We start from the raw sequence: 17,930 nt of genomic DNA, 5'->3' as shown, positions 1-17,930 counted from the left end.
TGCGCATTCACAGCACAGCGTGATCGGACTGCGCATTCGGTGTGCAGGTTTGCTGGAGAGGTGCGCGGGGCCGCAGGGGGGTTGTCTCCCGGGCCCTGCCGTGAACAATGGGGCGATGTTGGAGTTGTCGCAGGACACAGGCGTGACGCTGCCCGGCGGTGCGGGGACGGTGCGGTTCGGGATGACGCCCGACGAGGTTCTCTCCCGCCTGGCCGAGGGCGCGATCACACGCAGGCGGCAGTGCATGACACTGACGCGCGAGCAGTACCCGGAGCTCCGGCACGCGCACGACGCCTGGCTCAACGGGCTTCTCCATGAACCGGACTGGGCCTTCGAGGCGGAGTTCGACGGGGTCACGCTCGGCTTCGGCGGCGGTGGCCCCGGCGCGGCGGACCGGCTGTCCCGGCTCGACGTCTTCACCACGGTCCCCGCCCCCGCGACGCCGGTCGCCTGGGACGACATAGACCTCTTCGGCTACCCCGCGGCCGAGGTCGCCGAAGCGCTGCCCGGGGTCACGCGGCTGCCGGACGGCCCGGCGGCGGGAGCAGGCCGCACCGCCACCGGCCTGGTCGTCGAGACCGCGGGACTGCGCCTGTCCCTGCTGACGCCCGCGGCGGCCGGCCAGCGCGTCGTGCTGCTCGGCCCCGACGCCCGGTCCTGGCAGGCGTGTTGCGACGGCGCGTGGGAGTGCGTGAAGGAAGGGGACGCGCTCACCGGGATCATGCGGTGATCTGACGGCCGGTCCACGGCCCCGGAATCCGCCCGCCCTCGAGATATGTCACCCGCTCGACGTCCAGGGCCTTTTGCACCGGGACCGCGCCGTCGTCGAGTTCGACGAAGCAGCCGTGGCGCGTCATCGTGCCGGCCGACCCCGCCCGGCGAGTGGAGCGTCCGCGCCCTGTGGCTCGGGCGGCCGGCACGAAGTCGGGCGGCCCCACGTGGGGCCTGCCACCCGGCCTCCCGGTCCTCGTCAGGGGAGCCGCCGTCGCGGGGCTCCTGGGGCTGGTGAGCCTCGTCGGCTGACCGCCGCGGAACGCCGAGCCCGAGCGCGGCCGGCCGCGAACGGGCCCCTCTCACGGCGTCCGTGCGACTACCGGACCGCGCGCTACAGCGGCAGTACGCAGACGGCGATCGGCGCGGCGAACGCGGGACCTTCCGCCGGGGTGAGCCCGCCGCCGCAGTGGTCGACGTGGAAGAGGGTCACGGACCCCGACTTCTGGTTTGCGGCGAACAGGAGTTGCTCGTCAGGCGAGAAGGCGATGTGGCGGGGGAAGTCGCCGCCGACGGGGACCGTGTCGAGCAGGCGCAGCCGCGCGCCGTCCGCCTCGATCGCGTACCGGGTCAGGCTGTTGTGCCCGCGGTTGGCGAGATAGGCGAAGCCGCCCTCGGCGGTGACCAGGATCTGCGCCGGATAGCTGGTGCCGGACCCGGTGCCGGTGGGCTGCGGTTCGCCGGGCGTGAGGCGTCCCGTCGGCGGGTCGTACGCGCAGACGACCACCGTGTTGTCCACCTCGTTGGCGAGGTACGCGAAGCGGCCGCCCGGGTGGAACGTGAGGTGGCGGGGGCCCGCGCCGGGACGCAGCGACGCGTACGACACCTGCGTGAGCGTCCCGGTCGCGGTGTCTAGGCGGTACGTGTAGACGGTGTCGTTGCCCAGGTCGACGGCGAGCACGTGCCGCCCGTCCGGGGACGTGATGATCTGGTGCGCGTGCGGGCCCTCCTGGCCGGGGCCGGGCGCGGGCTTCGAGTGGGTGACGAGCGCCGTGCGTTCACCGAGCGCGCCTGACTCGGCGATGGGATGTACGGCGACGCTGCCCGAGAGGTAGTTGGCGCTCAGCAGCCACCGGCCGCTCGGGTGCACCGACAGATGGCAGGGGCCCGCGCCTCCGGTGCTCTGCCGGCCGAGCACGCGCCGGTCCGCGAGCCGGACCGCCGTCACACCGCCGTCCTGCCCCTCGTCGACCGCGTACAGGGTGTGGCCGCGAGGGTGCACCGCCAGATACGAGGGGTCGGCCACCCCGTCGATCGTGCCGGTACCCGTGATCCGGCCCGTGCGCGCGTCGTACGTGGCGAGCCCGATGCCGCCGCCACCGCCGTCCTGCGAGGTGTACGTGCCGAGGAACAGGGGGCGTCCCGCGCGCAGCGCCCTGGCCTGCGCGGGACCTGCCGCCGCCGTGACGACACCGCCGGCCGCGACGGCCGCGATCCCGCCGAGGAAGCGGCGGCGGCCGGTGCTGCTGCTCATTCCTGGTACCTCCGGTGTCAGAGTGACGTGGCTCCTACCCTGGTGTGTGCCCAGTCAACTGGCAAGAGACGCAACCGTGGTTGCATCCCGTGCAACACGCCTCAGTGGTCGAGCTCCTTGTGCGCGCTCTCCGGCAGCCGCAGGTACACCACGGACGACACCAGGCAGAGCACGGCGACGTACCAGGGGAAGAGCCCGGCGTGCCCGGTCTCCTTGAACAGCGTGCCGACATAGGGGGCCGTCCCGCCGAAGACGGCGACGGTCAGCGAGTACGGGAAGCCGATGCCCGCCGCGCGCACCCGCGCGGGGAACACCTCGGCGTTGACCGCTGCCGAGATCGACGTGAATCCGGTGAGCAGCACCATCCCCGCGCACTGCACCAGGAGCAGCGAGGCGAACGAGCTGCCGAGCGAGCGCAGCAGCGGCACGCTGAGCAGCGCGAACCCCAGGCCGAAGAAGAGGAGCAGCGGCTTGCGCCCGAACCGGTCCGAGAGCATTCCGCCGACCGGCTGGAGCAGGGCGAAGAAGGCGAGTGCGACGGTGCCGGCGACCAGGGCGTCGGCCTTGTCGATGCCCGCGTTCAGCTCCGCGTACGTGGGCAGATAGGACGTCCACGTGTAGTAGGCGAGCGTGCCGCCCGCGGTGATGCCGCAGATCAGGAGCGACTCGCGCGGGTGATGGCGCAGCGCGTCGAAGAGTCCGGGCCGCTCGGCCGCGCGCTGCTCGGCGCTGCGCGTCTCGTACGCGCCGCGCCGGATCCAGAAGCCGACCAGGCTGAGGAGCGCGCCGAGCACGAACGGCACGCGCCAGCCCCAGCCGTCCATCTGCCCGTCGCCGAGCGTGCTCACCAGCGCCGCCGCGACTCCGGACGCTGCGAGCTGCCCGGCGGACGTCGACACGTACTGGAAGGACGAGAACAGGCCGCGCCGTCCCGGGCCCGCCGACTCCACGAGGAAGGTGGTCGAGGCCGCGAACTCGCCGCCGACGGAGAGGCCTTGGAGCAGTCGCGCGAGGACGAGCACGACGGGCGCGAGGACGCCCACGGCCGCGTATGTCGGGGTGAGCCCGACCAGCAGGCTGCTGCCGCCCATCAAGAGGATGGTCACGGTCAGCGCGGCCCGGCGGCCGTGCCGGTCGGCGACCGCTCCCATGAGGAGTCCGCCGACCGGCCGCATGAAGAACCCCACGGCGAACACCGCGAACGTGGAGAGCAGCGGCACGAGGGAGTTGCCCGAGCTCTTGGGGAAGACCTGGCCCGCGATGTACGTGGCCAGAAAGGTGTACGCGTACCAGTCATACCACTCTGCGGCGTTGCCGACCGAGGCGGCGAGGAGCTGGCGCAGCGGGCGGCGTGGGGGAGCGGTGGTCAGGGCCCCGGCCGCCGGTTCCGACGGGTCCGAGGGGCCGGACGGGGCCGACGGGGAGGGGGACGTGCGATCTGTCATGATCGCGACCATCCCCCGAACCCCGCCGTCCCACACCTCAGCCCTTGCCGTCCGAGGCCACTGTCGGTTCAGCCTTGCGGTACGGGATCACTGGCGGCTCAGCCCTTGTGGTACGAGATCACCGTCGTCGTCACCAGACACGGCGAGGGCGGCACCATCTCCACGCGCAGCGTGCCGCGTGCCGTGTCGTAGTCGACGCCCTCGGCCTCGAACGTGCCCGAGCAGATGCTGCGTTGCGGGATCGCGAACGCGCTCGTGACGTGCCCGGCGACCGGCGAGCCGTCCAGCGGGCGGTCGAGGGTGACCTCCAGGACCTCCTTCGTCGAGCCGTCGGACGAGCACACCAGATGCGTGGCGTCGGTGAAGTCGCAGCCCTGGATGTTGTCGACCGGCTTGTCGAGGCTGATCTGCCCGGCTTGCGGGAGGTTCGCGCCGGGCGCGGGCGCGGACGGGTTGAGCACGGGCGCCGGGAACACCTGCAGCCGGTTCATGGTGCCCCACTCGCCCGCCACCAGCCACTGCCCGTCGGGCGACACGGACGCGAACGAGTTGTTGAGCAACTCGCCCTGATCCAGGGCATGTTCGTACGTGGTGCGCTGCCCGCCCGGGGCCGTCACCGCGAACATCTTCTTCGACGCGCCGTCGCCACCCTGGTACGCGTCGAACGTGTAGCCCTGCGCCACGTCCGGGTCGCCTATGTGCGACCAGCCCGCCGTGCGCAGATCGAGCGGTACGGAAGCGAGGCCCCGGTACACCAGCGAGCCGTCGGCGTGGCTCGCCAGGCCCTGGCTGCCGGTGAGTGAACTCACCCGCGCGGTGCCGGTCTCGGTCCAGGTGGGCGCGGCCGTCGCCGTGCCCGCGCCGAGCGACAGGGCGCCCAGGGTCGCGGCCAGAGTGAGGAGTTGGCGTCTCGTCCGTCGTTGCGTGGGGGGTTTCATGCGGCCTCCGCCGGTCGAAGATCGGGTCGCGGACCAGGCTGCCCTACGATCGGCACATGAGGCTGACGATTCTCGGCGGTGGCGGATTTCGAGTGCCCTTGGTGTACGGAGCGCTGCTCGGCGACCACGCCGAAGGCCGGGTCACCGAGGTCACGCTGCACGACACCGACCCGGACCGGCTGCGGGCCGTCACCGGCGTACTGGCGGAACAAGCCACCGGCGTCCCCGACGCGCCCGCCGTGCACGCCACCACCGACCTCGACGAGGCGCTGCGCGGCGCGGACTTCGTCTTCTCCGCGATCCGCGTCGGCGGCCTCGCGGGCCGCGCGGCGGACGAGCGGGTCGCCCTCGCCGAAGGGGTGCTCGGCCAGGAGACGGTCGGCGCCGGCGGCATCGCGTACGGCCTGCGGACCGTGCCCGTCGCCGTCGACATCGCGCGCCGCGTCAGGCAACTCGCCCCCGACGCCTGGGTCATCAACTTCACCAACCCGGCAGGCCTGGTCACCGAGGCCATGTCGCGGCACCTCGGCGACCGCGTCATCGGCATCTGCGACTCGCCCGTCGGACTCGGCCGCCGCGTGGCGCGCGTCCTCGGCGCCGACCCGGGCGAGGCCTGGATCGACTATGTCGGCCTCAACCATCTCGGCTGGCTGCGCGGACTCAGGGTGAACGGCCGCGACGAGCTGCCCCGCCTGCTCGCCGACGAGAAGCTGCTCGGCTCCTTCGAGGAGGGCCGCCTCTTCGGCACGGACTGGCTCCGCTCGCTCGGCGCGATCCCCAACGAGTACCTGCACTACTACTACTTCAACCGCGAGACGGTGCACGCCTACCAGGAGGCCGAACGCACGCGCGGCGCGTTCCTGCTCGACCAGCAGGCCGCTTTCTACTCCGATCCGTCGTACGCCAGTTGGGACCGCACCCGGGCGGAGCGCGAGGCCACGTACATGGCGCACAACCGTGAGGCATCCGGCGCGGGCGAGCGGGACGCCGCCGACCTGGAGGAGTCGGGCGGCTACGAGAAGGTGGCGCTCGCCCTGATGCGCGCCATCGCCCGCGACGAGCGAGCGACGCTGATCCTCAACGTGCGCGGGCGCGGCGCCCTGCCGTCCCTCGACGACGACGCCGTCGTCGAGATCCCCTGCCTCGTCGACGCCAACGGCGCGCACCCCGTGAGCGTGGCGCCGCTGCCCGGCCATGCCACGGGCCTCGTCTCCTCCGTCAAGGCCGTCGAGCGCGAGGTTCTCGAAGCGGCCGAGGGCGGCTCGCGCGCCACCGCCGTCAAGGCGTTCGCCCTGCATCCCCTCGTCGACTCCGTGACCGTGGCCCGCCGCCTCCTGGAGGGATACACGGCGGCCCACCCCGGCCTCGCCTACCTGACCCGCTAGGGAGTGTCCGGCGGGTCAGGGTCGGGTAGGTCGCGGCGAGGTGCCGTGCCAGGCGTCGCGACCCCGGCCGTGATCCGCCGGTCCCCCTAGTAGAGGAGCAGGTATGCACGACGAACTCCGCCGCATCGAGCAGCGCGTCGCCCGCGTCCACGACCAGCGCGTCAAGCCCGCCGTCCACAGCGCCAGGGTCCCGCTCGCCCTCCAGGCCTGGCACGCGCCCGGCGAGCCAGTCCCCTTCGCCGAGGCGAAAGCGGCCGCGTACAAGCCGTTCGGCGTCGGCACCCCGTGGGGGCCGCCCTGGGGCACCACCTGGTTCACGGCGCACGGCACCGTCCCCGCCGAGTGGGCGGGCCGCCGCGTCGAGGCCGTCTTCGACCTCGGCTTCGTCAACGAATGGCCCGGCAACCAGGCGGAGGCCCTCGTCCACCTCCCCGACGGCCGCCCCCTCAAGGCCGTCAACCCGCAGAACCAGTACGTGCCCGTGGCCCGCCCCGCCCAGGGCGGCGAAGAGGTCGAGTACCTCATCGAGGCCGCCTCCAACCCGGACATCCTCGCCGACCGCTTCGCCCACCCGACCCCGCTCGGCGACCCGCGCACGGCGGGCGACGAGCCGCTCTACACCTTCAGGAGCGCCGACCTCGCGATCCTCGACGAGGACGTCTTCCACCTGTCGCTCGACCTGCAGGTCCTGCGCGAGCTGATGCTGGAACTGAGCGAACACGAGCCACGCCGCCACGAGATCGCGCACACTCTCGAAGAGGCGCTCGACACCCTTGACCTCGACGACGTCTCCGGCACGGCCGCCGCCGCCCGCGCCGTCCTCGCCCGCGCTCTCGCGAAGCCCGCGCATGCCGGCGCCCACACCCTGTCCGCCGTCGGCCACGCGCACATCGACTCGGCCTGGCTGTGGCCGATCCGCGAGACCAAACGCAAGACCTCCCGCACCTTCTCGAACGTGACGGCGCTCGCCGAGGAGTACGACGAGTTCGTCTTCGCCTGCTCGCAGGCCCAGCAGTACGAGTGGGTCAAGGACAACTACCCGCACGTGTGGGACCGCATCAAGGAGGCCGTCGCCAAGGGTCAGTGGGCGCCCGTCGGCGGGATGTGGGTCGAGTCCGACGGCAACCTGCCCGGAGGCGAGGCCATCGCCCGCCAGCTCGTCCACGGCAAGCGTTTCTTCATCGAGCACTTCGGAGTCGAGACCAAGGGCGTGTGGTTGCCGGACTCGTTCGGCTACAACGCGGCATACCCGCAGCTCGCCAGGCTCGCCGGAAACGAGTGGTTCCTCACGCAGAAGCTGTCCTGGAACCAGACCAACAAGCTGCCCCACCACTCCTTCTGGTGGGAGGGCATCGACGGCACACGGATCTTCACCCACTTCCCGCCGGTCGACACCTACAACGTCGAGTTCTCCGGCAAGGAGATGGCGCACGCCGTCCGCAACTACCAGGACAAGGGACGCGGCACCCGCTCGCTCGCGCCCTTCGGACACGGCGACGGCGGGGGCGGCCCCACCCGCGAGATGCTGGAGCGCGCCCGCCGGCTCGGGGACCTGGAGGGTTCCGCGAAGGTCAGGGTCGAGCACCCGGACGCCTTCTTCGCGCAGGCGAGCAAGGAGATCCCCGAGGACCAGGTCTGGTCGGGGGAGCTCTATCTGGAACTTCACCGCGCGACGTACACCTCGCAGGCCCGCACCAAGCAGGGCAACCGCCGCAGCGAACACCGCCTGCGCGAGGCCGAGTTGTGGGCGACGGCCGCGGCTCTGGGCGCGCCGGGGTACGCGTACCCGTACGAAGAGCTCGACCGGCTGTGGAAGACGGTGCTCCTGCACCAGTTCCACGACATCCTGCCCGGGTCGTCCATCGCCTGGGTGCACCGTGAGGCCGAGGCGGAGTACGCGCGCGTGGCGGGCGAACTCGAAGCGATCACCGCGGAAGCGGTCGCCGCGCTGGGCGAGGGCGCGCTCGGGGAGGGCGTGCCGCACGTCTTCAACACCAGCCCGTACGCCCGTACCGAAGTGATCCGCACCCCGGCCGGTGAGCTGGCCCGCACCCACGTGCCCGCAGGCGGGTCGGCGCCCCTCGCCCCCGCCGCCCCCGACCACCCCGTCACCGTCACGGACGGCCGCACCCTCGACAACGGGCTCGTGCGCGTCGTCATCGGCCCCGACGGGACGCTCGCCTCCGTGTACGACCTGACCGCGGAACGCGAGGTCCTCGCCGGCCCCGGCAACCTGCTCCGCCTCCACAGCGACCTGCCCAACTACTGGGACGCCTGGGACATCGACAAGCACTACAAGAACCACTACCGAGACCTCCTCGACACCGAGTCCGTGACGGTGACCGACGAGGGGCCGCTGCGCGTCGCCGTCCGGGTGGAGCGGGCCTTCGGCAAGGGCTCCCGCATCACACAGACCGTGACCTTGCGCGCGGGCAGCAAGCGCGTCGACGTCGAGACCGAGATCGACTGGCACGAGACCGAGAAGATCCTCAAGGCCGCGTTCCCCGTCGACGTCCGCGCCGATCACTCCAGCGCCGAGATCCAGTTCGGCCACGTCAAGCGCCCCACGCACACCAACACCAGCTGGGAGGCGGCCCGCTTCGAGGTGTACGGCCACCGCTGGGTCCACATCGGTGAACCCGGCTACGGCGTCGCGGTCCTCAACGACTCCACGTACGGCCACGACGTCTCGCGCACGACCCGCGACGACGGCGGCACGACCACCACGGTCCGCCTCTCCCTGGTGCGCGCCCCGCGCGTCCCCGACCCGGAGGCCGACCAGGGCACGCACCGTTTCACCTACTCCCTGCTGCCCGGCGCGACCATCGCCGACGCCGTGGCCGAGGGCTACGCGCTCAACCTGCCGCTGCGCGTGGCCGGTTCGGGTGGTGCGCCCGACCCGGTGGTGTCGGTGGACGGCGACGGTCTGACGGTGGAGGCGGTGAAGATGGCCGACGACGGCTCGGGCGATGTCGTCGTGCGGCTCTACGAGTCGCTCGGCGGCCGGGCGGCGGGCACTCTGCGCACGGGCTTCCCGCTCGCCGGCGTCCAGGTCACCGACCTCTTGGAGCGGCCGCTCACCGAACAGCCGGACCAGGTGCGGCGGCCGGCGGACGGCGGTGACGCGGTGCGGGTGGCGTTGCGGCCGTTCCAGATCGTGACGCTGCGGCTCGCGGTGGGTGACCGGGGCTGAAGTCGTCGGCGGGGAGGGCCGGTTGGAATCCGGCCGGTCCTCCCCGTCGATCGAGGCTCAGCGCATGGGTGATTGTTTCTGACGCATACGGCGAGTTTTCATGCAAGTGTCATCACCCCTTCCCCTCTGACCGGTCCTCTTGGAACACTCTGCTCGCTTCTGTCCCCACACACCCAAGAGGCCCTTCACTCATGCCTGAACTCAACCGGCGGCGTTTCCTGCAGATAGCGGGCGCGACCGCGGGCTTCACCGCCCTGTCGAACAGCATCGACCGCGCCGCGGCCATCCCGGCCGCCCGCGTCAAGGGAACCGTCCAGGACATCGAGCACATCGTCGTCCTGATGCAGGAGAACCGGTCCTTCGACCACTACTTCGGCACGATGAAGGGCGTCCGCGGCTTCGGCGACCCGCGACCGGTGACGCTCCCCAGCGGCAAGCCCGTGTGGAACCAGGCGAGCGGCGGCAAGGAGGTCCTGCCCTACCACCCCGACGCGGCGGACCTCGGCATGCAGTTCATCGCGGGCCTCGACCACGACTGGGCCGGCGGCCACAGTGCGTTCAACAACGGCAAGTACGACAACTGGATCGCCGCCAAGGGCACCGGCACGATGGCGTATCTGACGCGCCAGGACATCCCGTTCCACTACGCGCTCGCCGACAAGTTCACGGTGTGTGACGACTACCACTGCTCGTTCATGGGGGCCACCGACCCGAACCGCTACTACATGCTGTCGGGCCACGTCGGCAACGACGGCACCGGCGGCGGGCCCGTCCTCGGCAACCAGGAGGCCGGTTACGGCTGGACCACGTACGCCGAGCGCCTGGAGAAGGCCGGGGTCTCCTGGAAGGTCTACCAGGACATCGGCGACGGCCTCGACGCCGCCGGGAGCTGGGGCTGGATCGAAGACGCCTACCGTGGCAACTACGGCGACAACTCGCTTCTCTACTTCAACAACTACCGCAACGCCAAGCCGGGCGACCCCCTCTACGACAAGGCCCGCACCGGCACGAACGCCAAGGCGGGCGACGGCTACTTCGACGTCCTGAAGGCCGACGTCAAGGCGGGGAAGCTCCCGAAGATCTCCTGGATCGCCGCACCCGAGGCGTTCTCCGAGCACCCCAACTGGCCGGCGAACTACGGGGCTTGGTACATCTCGCAGGTTCTCGACGCGCTCACGTCCAACCCGGATGTGTGGAGCAGGACGGCTCTGTTCATCACGTACGACGAGAACGACGGCTACTTCGACCACGTCGTGCCGCCCTACGCCCCCGCCTCCGCGAACCAGGGCCTGTCCACCGCCGACACCACGCTCGACTACTTCAAGGGCAACGTGAGCTATGCGGCGGGCCCCTACGGCCTCGGCCAGCGCGTCCCCATGATGGTCGTCTCACCGTGGTCCACCGGCGGCTACGTCTGCTCCGAGACGCTCGACCACACCTCGATCCTGCGGTTCATGGAGAAGCGCTTCGGCGTCAAGGAGACCAGCATCTCGCCGTGGCGCCGCGCCATCTGCGGCGACCTCTCCTCCGCGTTCGACTTCTCCCTCACGAACACGGCCCCGGCGCAACTGCCCAGCACCGCCGGGTATGTGCCGCCGGACCACGACCGGCACTCCAGCTACGTGCCGAAGCCGCCGGCCACGCCCGTGCTGCCCAAGCAGGAGCCGGGCTCCCGGCCCGCGCGCCCGCTGCCGTACGCGCCGTACGTCGACGGGGTCTCCACGCCGTCGACCGGCAAGTTCCAGCTCACGTTCAGCGGCGGCCCCTCCGCGGGCGCGGCCTTCCAGGTCAGGTCGCTCAACCGGACCGACGGCCCCTGGACTTACTCCACCGAGGCCGGAAAGTCGATCTCGGACGCCTGGAACTCCACTTACTCCGCGGGGAAGTACGACCTCACGGTGCACGGCCCGAACGGATTCCTGCGCGCCTTCAAGGGCACCAACACCGTCGCCGAGCCCGGACTCAAGGCCCGCCACGACGCGAGCACGGGCAACCTCACGCTCACGCTGACGAACCCCACCGGCGCCGACGTCCACCTCACCGTCACCAACGCCTACGGCGGACAGCCGCAGACGTACACCGTGCGGGCCGGTGCCACCGTCACACAGACCGTCGACCTGCGCGCGACCAAGCGCTGGTACGACCTGAAGGTGACAGCCGACAGCGACAGCACGTACCTGCGTCGCCTCGCGGGCCATGTCGAGAACGGACAGGCCGGCGTGAGCGACCCCGGGATCCTCACGGTCTGACCCCCGTAGCGCTTCGATCCCGAAGGCGCTCGAAAATCGCGCCGCCGCCCGTTCCGTACTGGTTCGGGCGGCGGCGTACGTCACATCTGTCCGGACTGGATGCCGCCACAGGACGGCGCGATAGTGTGCCCGGGTGACGACGCAATCGAACACCCCTGCAGGCTGGTACCCGGACCCCCAGGGCGCGCCCCAGACCCTGCGGTGGTGGGACGGCGCGCAGTGGACCGAGCACACCAGCCCCGTGCAGCAGCCCGCCGGCCAGCAGGTCCCGCACCAGGCGCAGCAGCCTCAGCAGCAGCCCGTGCAGCAGGCGGCCCAGGGCCAGTTCGCCCAGCAGCAGCAGCAGCCGCCGCACCAGCAGCCTGTGCAGCACCAGCAGCCCCAGCAGCACGCCGCCGGTCCGTACGGGCAGCAGGCCCCGCAGCAGCAGAGTTACGTCGACCCCGCCAAGGTGCAGCGCCAGGTGCAGCATCAGGCCGGTGTCGCGCCCACCGCGCAGGGTGGCGGCAGCCTCTTCACCGAGCCGGTCCTGGTGGTGAACCAGAAGGCCAAGCTGATCGAGCTGACGAACGAGTACACCGTCATGGATCAGAACGGCGCCCAGATCGGCTCCGTCGTCCAGGTCGGCCAGAGCACGCTCAAGAAGGTCGCGCGCTTCGTCTCCAGCCTCGACCAGTTCATGACCCACAAGCTGGAGATCCGCGACGCGTACGGGCAGCCGCAGCTCGTCATGACGCGGCCCGCGAAGTTCATGAAGTCGCGTGTCGTCGTGGAGCGTCCGGACGGCTCGCCGGTCGGCGAGATCGTCCAGCAGAACATGATCGGCAAGATCAACTTCGGGATCAACGTGAACGGCCAGCAGATCGGCGCCATCAAGGCCGAGAACTGGCGGGCCTGGAACTTCTCGATCGTCGACCACGCCGACAACGAGGTCGCCCGCATCACGAAGACGTGGGAGGGACTCGCCAAGACGATGTTCACGACCGCGGACAACTACGTCCTCCAGATCCACTACCAGCTGCCCGAGCCGCTCCTGAGCCTCGTCGTGGCGACCGCCCTCACAGTGGACACCGCCCTCAAGCAGGACGCGCGCGGCTTCGGCTGACCGGGCCGGCGCCCGGCGGGTGCCGGTTCACCGCGACGTCGGCTGCTCCAGGCCCACCTGCTCGTCAGCCCCTGCCGTCGTCCCGTGCGCGGCCGGGACGCGCGGTCCGCCCGCGCGGCGCGCGGCCGGGACCAGCAGCGCCGCGAGCGCGGCGGCGAGACACAGCGCCGCGAGCAGCGTGAAGCCGTGGGTGTACCCGGACGCGTAGGGGAGTCCCGACGCCTGGAGGTGCCCCGTGACCAGGCTGCTCATCACGGCGGCGCCGATCGAGCCACCGATGGTGCGGATGTTGGCGTTCATGCCGGTGGCCGCGCCGGTCTGCGCCGCCGGGACGTTCTGCACGATCAGGTTCGCCATGGACGCGAACGCGAGCCCGATGCCGAGCCCGAACACGCCTGCAGCGAGGGCGACTTGCCACTGCTCGGTGTGCCAGGCGGCGAGCATCGCGCAGGAGACCGCGCCGAGCGTGGCGCCGGTGGTGAGCAGCGCCTTCGCCCCTACGACCGGTTCGAGCCGGCCGCTGAGCACTCCGGCGAGGAACATCGCCACGAGCATCGGCAGCATCAGGAGCCCCGCACCCGTCACGCTCGCCCCGAAGCCGTATCCGGCCGCCGAGGGTGTCTGGGCGAAGCCGGGCAGGAACGACCACACCGCGTACATCCCCGCGCCGAAGAGCAGCGCGGCCGTGTTCGTGGTCCACACGGCGGGCAGCCGCATGACACGCAGGTCGATCAGCGGGCTCGCGGAGCGGGCCTCGGACAGCACCCACGCGGCGAACAGGACCACGGCGGCGGCCAGCAGGCCGACGACCTCGACCGATGCCCAGCCCCAGGACGTGGCCTGACTGATGGGCAGCAGCAGGGCGACGAGCCAGCCGGAGAGCAGCACGGAACCGAGCCAGTTCACGCGTCCCGTGCCGCGCGTCGGTGACTCGGGCACGTAGCGGTAGGCGATCAGCGCCGTCACCGCGACGACGGCCGCGGGCAGCCAGAACAGCCAGCGGTAGTCGAGCGCGCCCACGATCGGCCCGGCCGCGACCATGCCCACGCCGCCGCCCGCCGCGATGACGGCGGACAGGTTGCTGATGCTGGGGCTGACCCGGTGGCCGGGGAACTCGTCGCGGATGATGCCGAACGACAGCGGGAAGAGCGCGCCGCCGATGCCCTGGACGACACGGGCGACGATGAGCACGGTGATGCTCGGGGCGAGGGCCGCGAGCAGACAGCCCACGGTCAGCGCGACGAGCGCGGCGACCATGGTGCGCTTCTTGCCGACGAGGTCGCCGACCCGGCCGAGTATGGGCGTGAAGATCGAGGCGGACAGCAGATAGGCGGTCATCACCCAGGTCGAGGTGGCCTGGGTGGTGTGCAGCGCGTGCTGGACGGTGGGCAGGGCCGGGGCGACGAGCGACTGCATCATCGAGAACACGCCGGCACCGGTTGCGAGGACCGTGAAGGTGAGGCGGTTGGAGCTTCTGGGCGCCGGGCTCGGCGTCATGGGGATCCCGGACGTGGGATTCCCGGGGAGAGGGTTCCTGGTCGTGCGACGAGAGGGCGTGCGATTCCGGTTCAAGGCGGTGTCTCTCTGAACGGAAGGTGGCCGGGCACACCGGCGTGACCTGCGGCAAGGGCCGTGGTCTGCGGGCGCGCACGAGCTGGGAGGATGTGGGATCGGCCGTTTCGGCCGGTCTGCCCGCAGCGCTGTGCGGCGGGGTGCGGGGTGCGTCGACTGTTAAAGTGGAGGCATCCCTCGACTTCGATAACGATAGCGGAGGGAAGCCTCCGGTACAACCTCGGCAGCCCGCGCTGCCTCACCCCGGGAGTGGCACGCATGACGGACAGGGAACTCGTCGGCGGGATCGTCGTGGCCCAGCGCCCGCGCCGCGCGGACGCCCGGCGCAACTTCGACGCGCTCCTCGCCGCGGCCCGCGACGCGTTCGCCGAGAAGGGCGCGGAAGCGTCGCTGGAGGACATCGCCCGCCAGGCCGGGGTCGGCATCGGCACCCTGTACCGCAACTTCCCCACGCGCAGGGTCCTCTTCGAGACCGTCTACGCGGACGAGGTCGACGCCCTGTGCCGGCTCGCCGACGAACTCGCGGACGCCCCGCCGTGGGACGGGCTCGCCACCTGGCTGCGCCGCTTCGTGGACTACACCGTCACGAAGCGCGCCATCAGGGACGCGCTCAGCGGGGAGTCCGACATCTTCATCGCCTGCCGCCGCGCCATGCTCGACGCCGGCGAACCCCTGCTGCTGCGCGCGCAGGCCGCCGGCGAGGTCCGCTCGGACATGTCGTTCGACGACCTGCTCCGCCTGATCTCGGGCGTCACCGGCGCGGCCTATGTGGACACCGAGCAGCGTGACCGGGTCTTCGGGATCACGCTCGACGGGATGAGGAAGCGTCCCGCGCCTGGCAAGCCGTGACGCGGAACCCGTAAGGCGGAACGCGTCATGCGGAACCCGTAAGGGATCGCGCTCAGGATGCCTGGAGCGCGCCCGGTGCCGATTCCGGCTGCGTCGGGATCGACGGCAGGACGACCACCATGCCGGGCAGTACGGGCATCGGGGGAAGGCCCTGAAGGTCCGGCAGGGTCGCGATCGGCCCCTTCTCCGTCACCCGGGACGGCAGCTCGGGCCGGCGTTCCGCCGCGATGAGCGACGGTTCCGGTCGGGTCTGCGGAGTCTCCTGCGTCTCCGGCGACGTACGCGTGAGGAGCAGGACACCCCGGGCCGCGAGCGTCGCCCCCGCCGCCGCGAGCAGGATCCCCGTGACCCCGCCCTGGAGCCGCTCGCCGAGCAGCGTGACGCCGATGATCGCCGCGGCCACCGGGTTGGAGAGGGTGACCATCGCGAGCGGGGCGCCGAGGCCACCGCGGTAGGCGATCTGGGACAGGAGCAGGCCGCCCGCGGCGAATGCCGCGATCAGCAGCGCCACGACGATCACCTTGACGCTGAGCAGCGGCCCGGTCCGGTCGGTGACCGCGACGGTCACGGTCTGGGCGAGCGCCGAGGCGATGCCCGAGGCGAGACCGGAGGCCGTCGCGTGCCGCAGTCCCGGCTTCGCGCCGCGCCGCGACAGGAGACCGATCAGCGCGGCCGTCGCACCGGCGACGGTGAGCGCCTCGCCGAGGCTGAGCGTGTCGTCGGGGGCCGGGCCCGAGGCCGTGAGCAGGAGCGCGCCGAGTCCGGCGAGCGTGAGCGCGGTGCCGCGCCATTCGACGGACAGGACGCGCCGCCCGGCCATGCGCGCCCCGAGCGGCACCGCCGCGACGAGCGTCAGCGCGCCCAGCGGCTGTACGAGGGTGAGGGGGCCGTACTTGAGTGCCGCCACATGCAGCAGCGCGGCGGACGCGTTGAGCAGGACCGACCCCCACCAGGCACCGGTGCCGAGCAGGCGCAGGACACCGGAGTCGGTCCCCGCGGTGCGTGACGCGAGGCGTTCCTGGGCGACGGCGGCAGCCGCGTAGGCGACCGACGAGACGAGGGAGAGTGCGACGGCGAGGAGGGTGGCGTTCACCGGTGTGCTCCCGTCGCCGTGAGGACCGTGCGACCCGTACCCACCGCTCCCGACGTGACCGGTGCGTCGACGGCGGACGCCGAGCCCGCGGTCACCGACACCGGGATGCGCGCGAGCACTTCGGACGCGGAGAGGGATCCGCCGCGCTGGTGCGCCGGGGTCAGGGTCGACGGTTCGGGTCGCGCCGCGCCCGTGGTCTCCGCCGTCGCCGTGAGCGAGGCGGCGGAACGCGGGGCGGGCAGCAGGCGCCGGCCGATGGACTGTCCGGGCTTCGCGGCCTGTGTGGTGCCGGGCAGCCGGATCACCGCGAGCGCGATACCCAGGAGAGCCGTCGCCACGATCGCGTCCAGCCAGTAGTGGTTCGCCGTCCCGACGACGACGAACAGGGTGAGCGCCGGGTGCAGCAGCCACAGCCAGCGCAGCCGGGAGCGGGTCGCGGCGATGAGGCCGACGGCGACCATCAGGGCCCAGCCGAAGTGCAGGGACGGCATCGCGGCGAACTGGTTCGCCATCGAGTCGGTCTGCGGCGTCGCGCCGTAGACGGTCGGCCCGTACACCTGCCCGGTGTCCACGAGGTGCGCCGCGGCCAGCATCCGGGGCGGTGCCAGCGGAAAGGTGAGATGCAGCACAAGGGCCGCGGCGGTGAGGGCGGCCAGTACCCGGCGCGTCCATATGTAGTGCCGGGGCCTGCGCAGATACAGCCAGACCAGAAAGGCGGCCGTCGCCGGGAAGTGCACCGTCGCGTAGTACGTGTTCGCGATGCGTACGAGGTCGTCGCTGTGCAGCAGCACGTGCTGCACCGCGCCCTCGCCCGGCAGATGGGCGGCGCGTTCGAGGTCCCACACGCGGTGCGCGTTGTGGAACGCCTCGTCGGTGTGGCCATTGGCCAGTTGCCTGCCGAACTTGTAGACGAGGAACAGTCCGACGACCAGCAGGAGCTCCCGGACCAGGGGCGGGCGGGCGACGACGTCCGGCTGATGGCCGACGGCGTCCGTCTCGCGGCCGGCTGTGTCCGGCTCCGGTTCGGCAGGCTCGGTAAGGGAATTCATCCCCCGGCCCCTTTTCATGACGACTGGGTGGTGCGGTGATGCGGAGGTGAGCACGGCGTGAACCGCGCTCATCGATACGCCAGTGTACCGAAACGCTGGCGTACCGGTACACTGGCGTATCGATAGCGAAGATCGCGAGGAGAAGAGCCATGACGTCCCAGGAGCAGGCAGGCACATCAGTGACCACTTCGCGCCGCTCCAAGATCACTCCAGAGCGCGAGCGGGAGTTCTACGACGCGGTCCTAGACCAGCTCCGTGAGAACGGCTACGAGGCGCTCACCATGGAGGGCGTCGCGGCCCAGGCGTGCTGCAGCAAGTCCACGCTCTACCGGCAGTGGAAGACGAAGCCGCAGCTCGTGGCCGCCGCGCTGCGGGCGGGGCGCTGCGTGAAGTTCGCCAGTGTCGACACGGGTACGCTCGCCGGGGACCTGCGCTCGGCCGCCCGCGCGGCGGCGCAGCAGGCAGGACGTGACACCCAGCTCGTCCAGGCCCTGGGCCATGCGGTCCTCAGCGACGAGGAACTCCAGGGGGCGCTGCGCGAGGCCCTGGTCGAGCCGGAGCTGGCCGCGCTCGGGGAGATGATCGACCGGGCCGTGGCGCGCGGCGAGATCGCCGCGGACCATCCGGCCGTCGAGTTCCTGGCCGCCCAGCTGCTCGGGGTGCAGCGCATCCGCCCGGTCCTCGAGGGCCGGTACGCGGACGCGGACTACCTCACCCGCTTCGTCGACGCCGTGGTGCTGCCCGCACTCGGCCTGAGCGAAGCCACCTGAACGGGAGACCGCCGTCTGTCGGGATGACCGGACGGCG

Annotated in this window: 14 protein-coding genes; 7 read left to right on the top strand and 7 right to left on the bottom strand. The window is 71.6% G+C overall.

Translation table 11 applies throughout. From position 1 onward, the window contains the following. The first annotated feature begins 115 nt into the window (after positions 1-115). The gene (locus ACWFR4_RS05325) at positions 116-730 is read left to right on the top strand and encodes a hypothetical protein (RefSeq protein WP_453650933.1); all 615 of its coding nucleotides are present in this window, start codon (positions 116-118) and stop codon (positions 728-730) included. On the opposite strand, the gene ACWFR4_RS05320 is transcribed toward ACWFR4_RS05325, so the two are convergent. The 4 genes from ACWFR4_RS05320 to ACWFR4_RS05305 all read right to left on the bottom strand — a co-directional run bounded on the left by ACWFR4_RS05320 (position 720) and on the right by ACWFR4_RS05305 (position 4,628). Beyond that, positions 720-857 (bottom strand): hypothetical protein, encoded by a 138-nt coding sequence (locus tag ACWFR4_RS05320; protein WP_453465094.1) that lies wholly within the window; start codon positions 855-857, stop codon positions 720-722. The genes ACWFR4_RS05325 and ACWFR4_RS05320 overlap by 11 nt on opposite strands. 248 nt (positions 858-1,105) lie before the next feature. Next, positions 1,106-2,245 (bottom strand): lactonase family protein, encoded by a 1,140-nt coding sequence (locus ACWFR4_RS05315; protein ID WP_453465091.1) that lies wholly within the window; start codon positions 2,243-2,245, stop codon positions 1,106-1,108. Positions 2,246-2,346: 101 nt separating this feature from the next. Then, the gene (locus tag ACWFR4_RS05310; protein ID WP_453650931.1) at positions 2,347-3,690 is read right to left on the bottom strand and encodes an MFS transporter; all 1,344 of its coding nucleotides are present in this window, start codon (positions 3,688-3,690) and stop codon (positions 2,347-2,349) included. Positions 3,691-3,788: 98 nt separating this feature from the next. Beyond that, positions 3,789-4,628 carry a hypothetical protein gene (locus ACWFR4_RS05305; protein WP_453650929.1) on the bottom strand — a complete coding sequence of 280 codons (840 nt, stop codon included), beginning with the start codon at positions 4,626-4,628 and terminating at the stop codon, positions 3,789-3,791. Positions 4,629-4,684: 56 nt separating this feature from the next. Between ACWFR4_RS05305 and ACWFR4_RS05300 the strand changes: the two genes are divergently transcribed. From ACWFR4_RS05300 to ACWFR4_RS05285, 4 genes are all read left to right on the top strand, one after another. Then, positions 4,685-6,013, top strand: a complete 1,329-nt coding sequence (locus tag ACWFR4_RS05300) for a 6-phospho-beta-glucosidase (protein ID WP_405476835.1) — start codon at positions 4,685-4,687, stop codon at positions 6,011-6,013. Positions 6,014-6,116: 103 nt separating this feature from the next. Further along, positions 6,117-9,206, top strand: a complete 3,090-nt coding sequence (locus tag ACWFR4_RS05295; RefSeq protein ID WP_453650927.1) for an alpha-mannosidase — start codon at positions 6,117-6,119, stop codon at positions 9,204-9,206. 191 nt (positions 9,207-9,397) lie between these two features. Beyond that, entirely contained in the window at positions 9,398-11,455 is a 2,058-nt protein-coding gene (locus ACWFR4_RS05290) for a phosphocholine-specific phospholipase C (RefSeq protein WP_453650925.1), read from the top strand. Positions 11,456-11,588: 133 nt separating this feature from the next. Beyond that, positions 11,589-12,560: a phospholipid scramblase-related protein gene (locus tag ACWFR4_RS05285; protein WP_453650923.1), complete on the top strand. Its 972-nt coding sequence runs from the start codon at positions 11,589-11,591 to the stop codon at positions 12,558-12,560. 27 nt (positions 12,561-12,587) lie between these two features. Here the strand turns inward: ACWFR4_RS05285 and ACWFR4_RS05280 are convergent, their stop codons facing one another. Then, entirely contained in the window at positions 12,588-14,057 is a 1,470-nt protein-coding gene (locus ACWFR4_RS05280; RefSeq protein WP_453650921.1) for an MFS transporter, read from the bottom strand. Between the two features lie 333 nt (positions 14,058-14,390). Here ACWFR4_RS05280 and ACWFR4_RS05275 point away from each other — a divergent pair, with 333 nt between their 5' ends. After that, entirely contained in the window at positions 14,391-14,981 is a 591-nt protein-coding gene (locus tag ACWFR4_RS05275) for a TetR/AcrR family transcriptional regulator (RefSeq protein WP_453650919.1), read from the top strand. A gap of 52 nt (positions 14,982-15,033) precedes the next feature. On the opposite strand, the gene ACWFR4_RS05270 is transcribed toward ACWFR4_RS05275, so the two are convergent. Then, complete coding sequence (locus tag ACWFR4_RS05270; RefSeq protein ID WP_453465067.1) at positions 15,034-16,074, bottom strand: hypothetical protein; 1,041 nt, start codon at positions 16,072-16,074, stop codon at positions 15,034-15,036. Next, positions 16,071-17,123: a phosphatase PAP2 family protein gene (locus ACWFR4_RS05265; RefSeq protein ID WP_453650917.1), complete on the bottom strand. Its 1,053-nt coding sequence runs from the start codon at positions 17,121-17,123 to the stop codon at positions 16,071-16,073. The genes ACWFR4_RS05270 and ACWFR4_RS05265 overlap by 4 nt, the downstream gene beginning before the upstream one ends. A 149-nt stretch (positions 17,124-17,272) precedes the next feature. On the opposite strand from ACWFR4_RS05265, the gene ACWFR4_RS05260 reads away from it, so the two are divergent. After that, a complete protein-coding gene (locus ACWFR4_RS05260) occupies positions 17,273-17,893 on the top strand; it encodes a TetR/AcrR family transcriptional regulator (RefSeq protein ID WP_453465061.1) in 621 nt (206 codons plus the stop codon). Positions 17,894-17,930: the final 37 nt, after the last annotated feature.

The organism is Streptomyces sp. NPDC055140 (assembly GCF_053607285.1).
This window is presented reverse-complemented; position numbering and strand designations above follow the sequence as displayed.

What these genes read in the sequence shown, in the direction of transcription:
- ACWFR4_RS05325 (WP_453650933.1), top strand. Translation starts at nt 116, where the DNA reads ATGTTGGAGTTGTCGCAGGACACAGGCGTGACGCTGCCCGGCGGTGCG.
- ACWFR4_RS05320 (WP_453465094.1), bottom strand. Translation starts at nt 857, where the DNA reads ATGACGCGCCACGGCTGCTTCGTCGAACTCGACGACGGCGCGGTCCCG.
- ACWFR4_RS05315 (WP_453465091.1), bottom strand. Translation starts at nt 2,245, where the DNA reads ATGAGCAGCAGCACCGGCCGCCGCCGCTTCCTCGGCGGGATCGCGGCC.
- ACWFR4_RS05310 (WP_453650931.1), bottom strand. Translation starts at nt 3,690, where the DNA reads ATGACAGATCGCACGTCCCCCTCCCCGTCGGCCCCGTCCGGCCCCTCG.
- ACWFR4_RS05305 (WP_453650929.1), bottom strand. Translation starts at nt 4,628, where the DNA reads ATGAAACCCCCCACGCAACGACGGACGAGACGCCAACTCCTCACTCTG.
- ACWFR4_RS05300 (WP_405476835.1), top strand. Translation starts at nt 4,685, where the DNA reads ATGAGGCTGACGATTCTCGGCGGTGGCGGATTTCGAGTGCCCTTGGTG.
- ACWFR4_RS05295 (WP_453650927.1), top strand. Translation starts at nt 6,117, where the DNA reads ATGCACGACGAACTCCGCCGCATCGAGCAGCGCGTCGCCCGCGTCCAC.
- ACWFR4_RS05290 (WP_453650925.1), top strand. Translation starts at nt 9,398, where the DNA reads ATGCCTGAACTCAACCGGCGGCGTTTCCTGCAGATAGCGGGCGCGACC.
- ACWFR4_RS05280 (WP_453650921.1), bottom strand. Translation starts at nt 14,057, where the DNA reads ATGACGCCGAGCCCGGCGCCCAGAAGCTCCAACCGCCTCACCTTCACG.
- ACWFR4_RS05275 (WP_453650919.1), top strand. Translation starts at nt 14,391, where the DNA reads ATGACGGACAGGGAACTCGTCGGCGGGATCGTCGTGGCCCAGCGCCCG.
- ACWFR4_RS05265 (WP_453650917.1), bottom strand. Translation starts at nt 17,123, where the DNA reads ATGAATTCCCTTACCGAGCCTGCCGAACCGGAGCCGGACACAGCCGGC.
- ACWFR4_RS05260 (WP_453465061.1), top strand. Translation starts at nt 17,273, where the DNA reads ATGACGTCCCAGGAGCAGGCAGGCACATCAGTGACCACTTCGCGCCGC.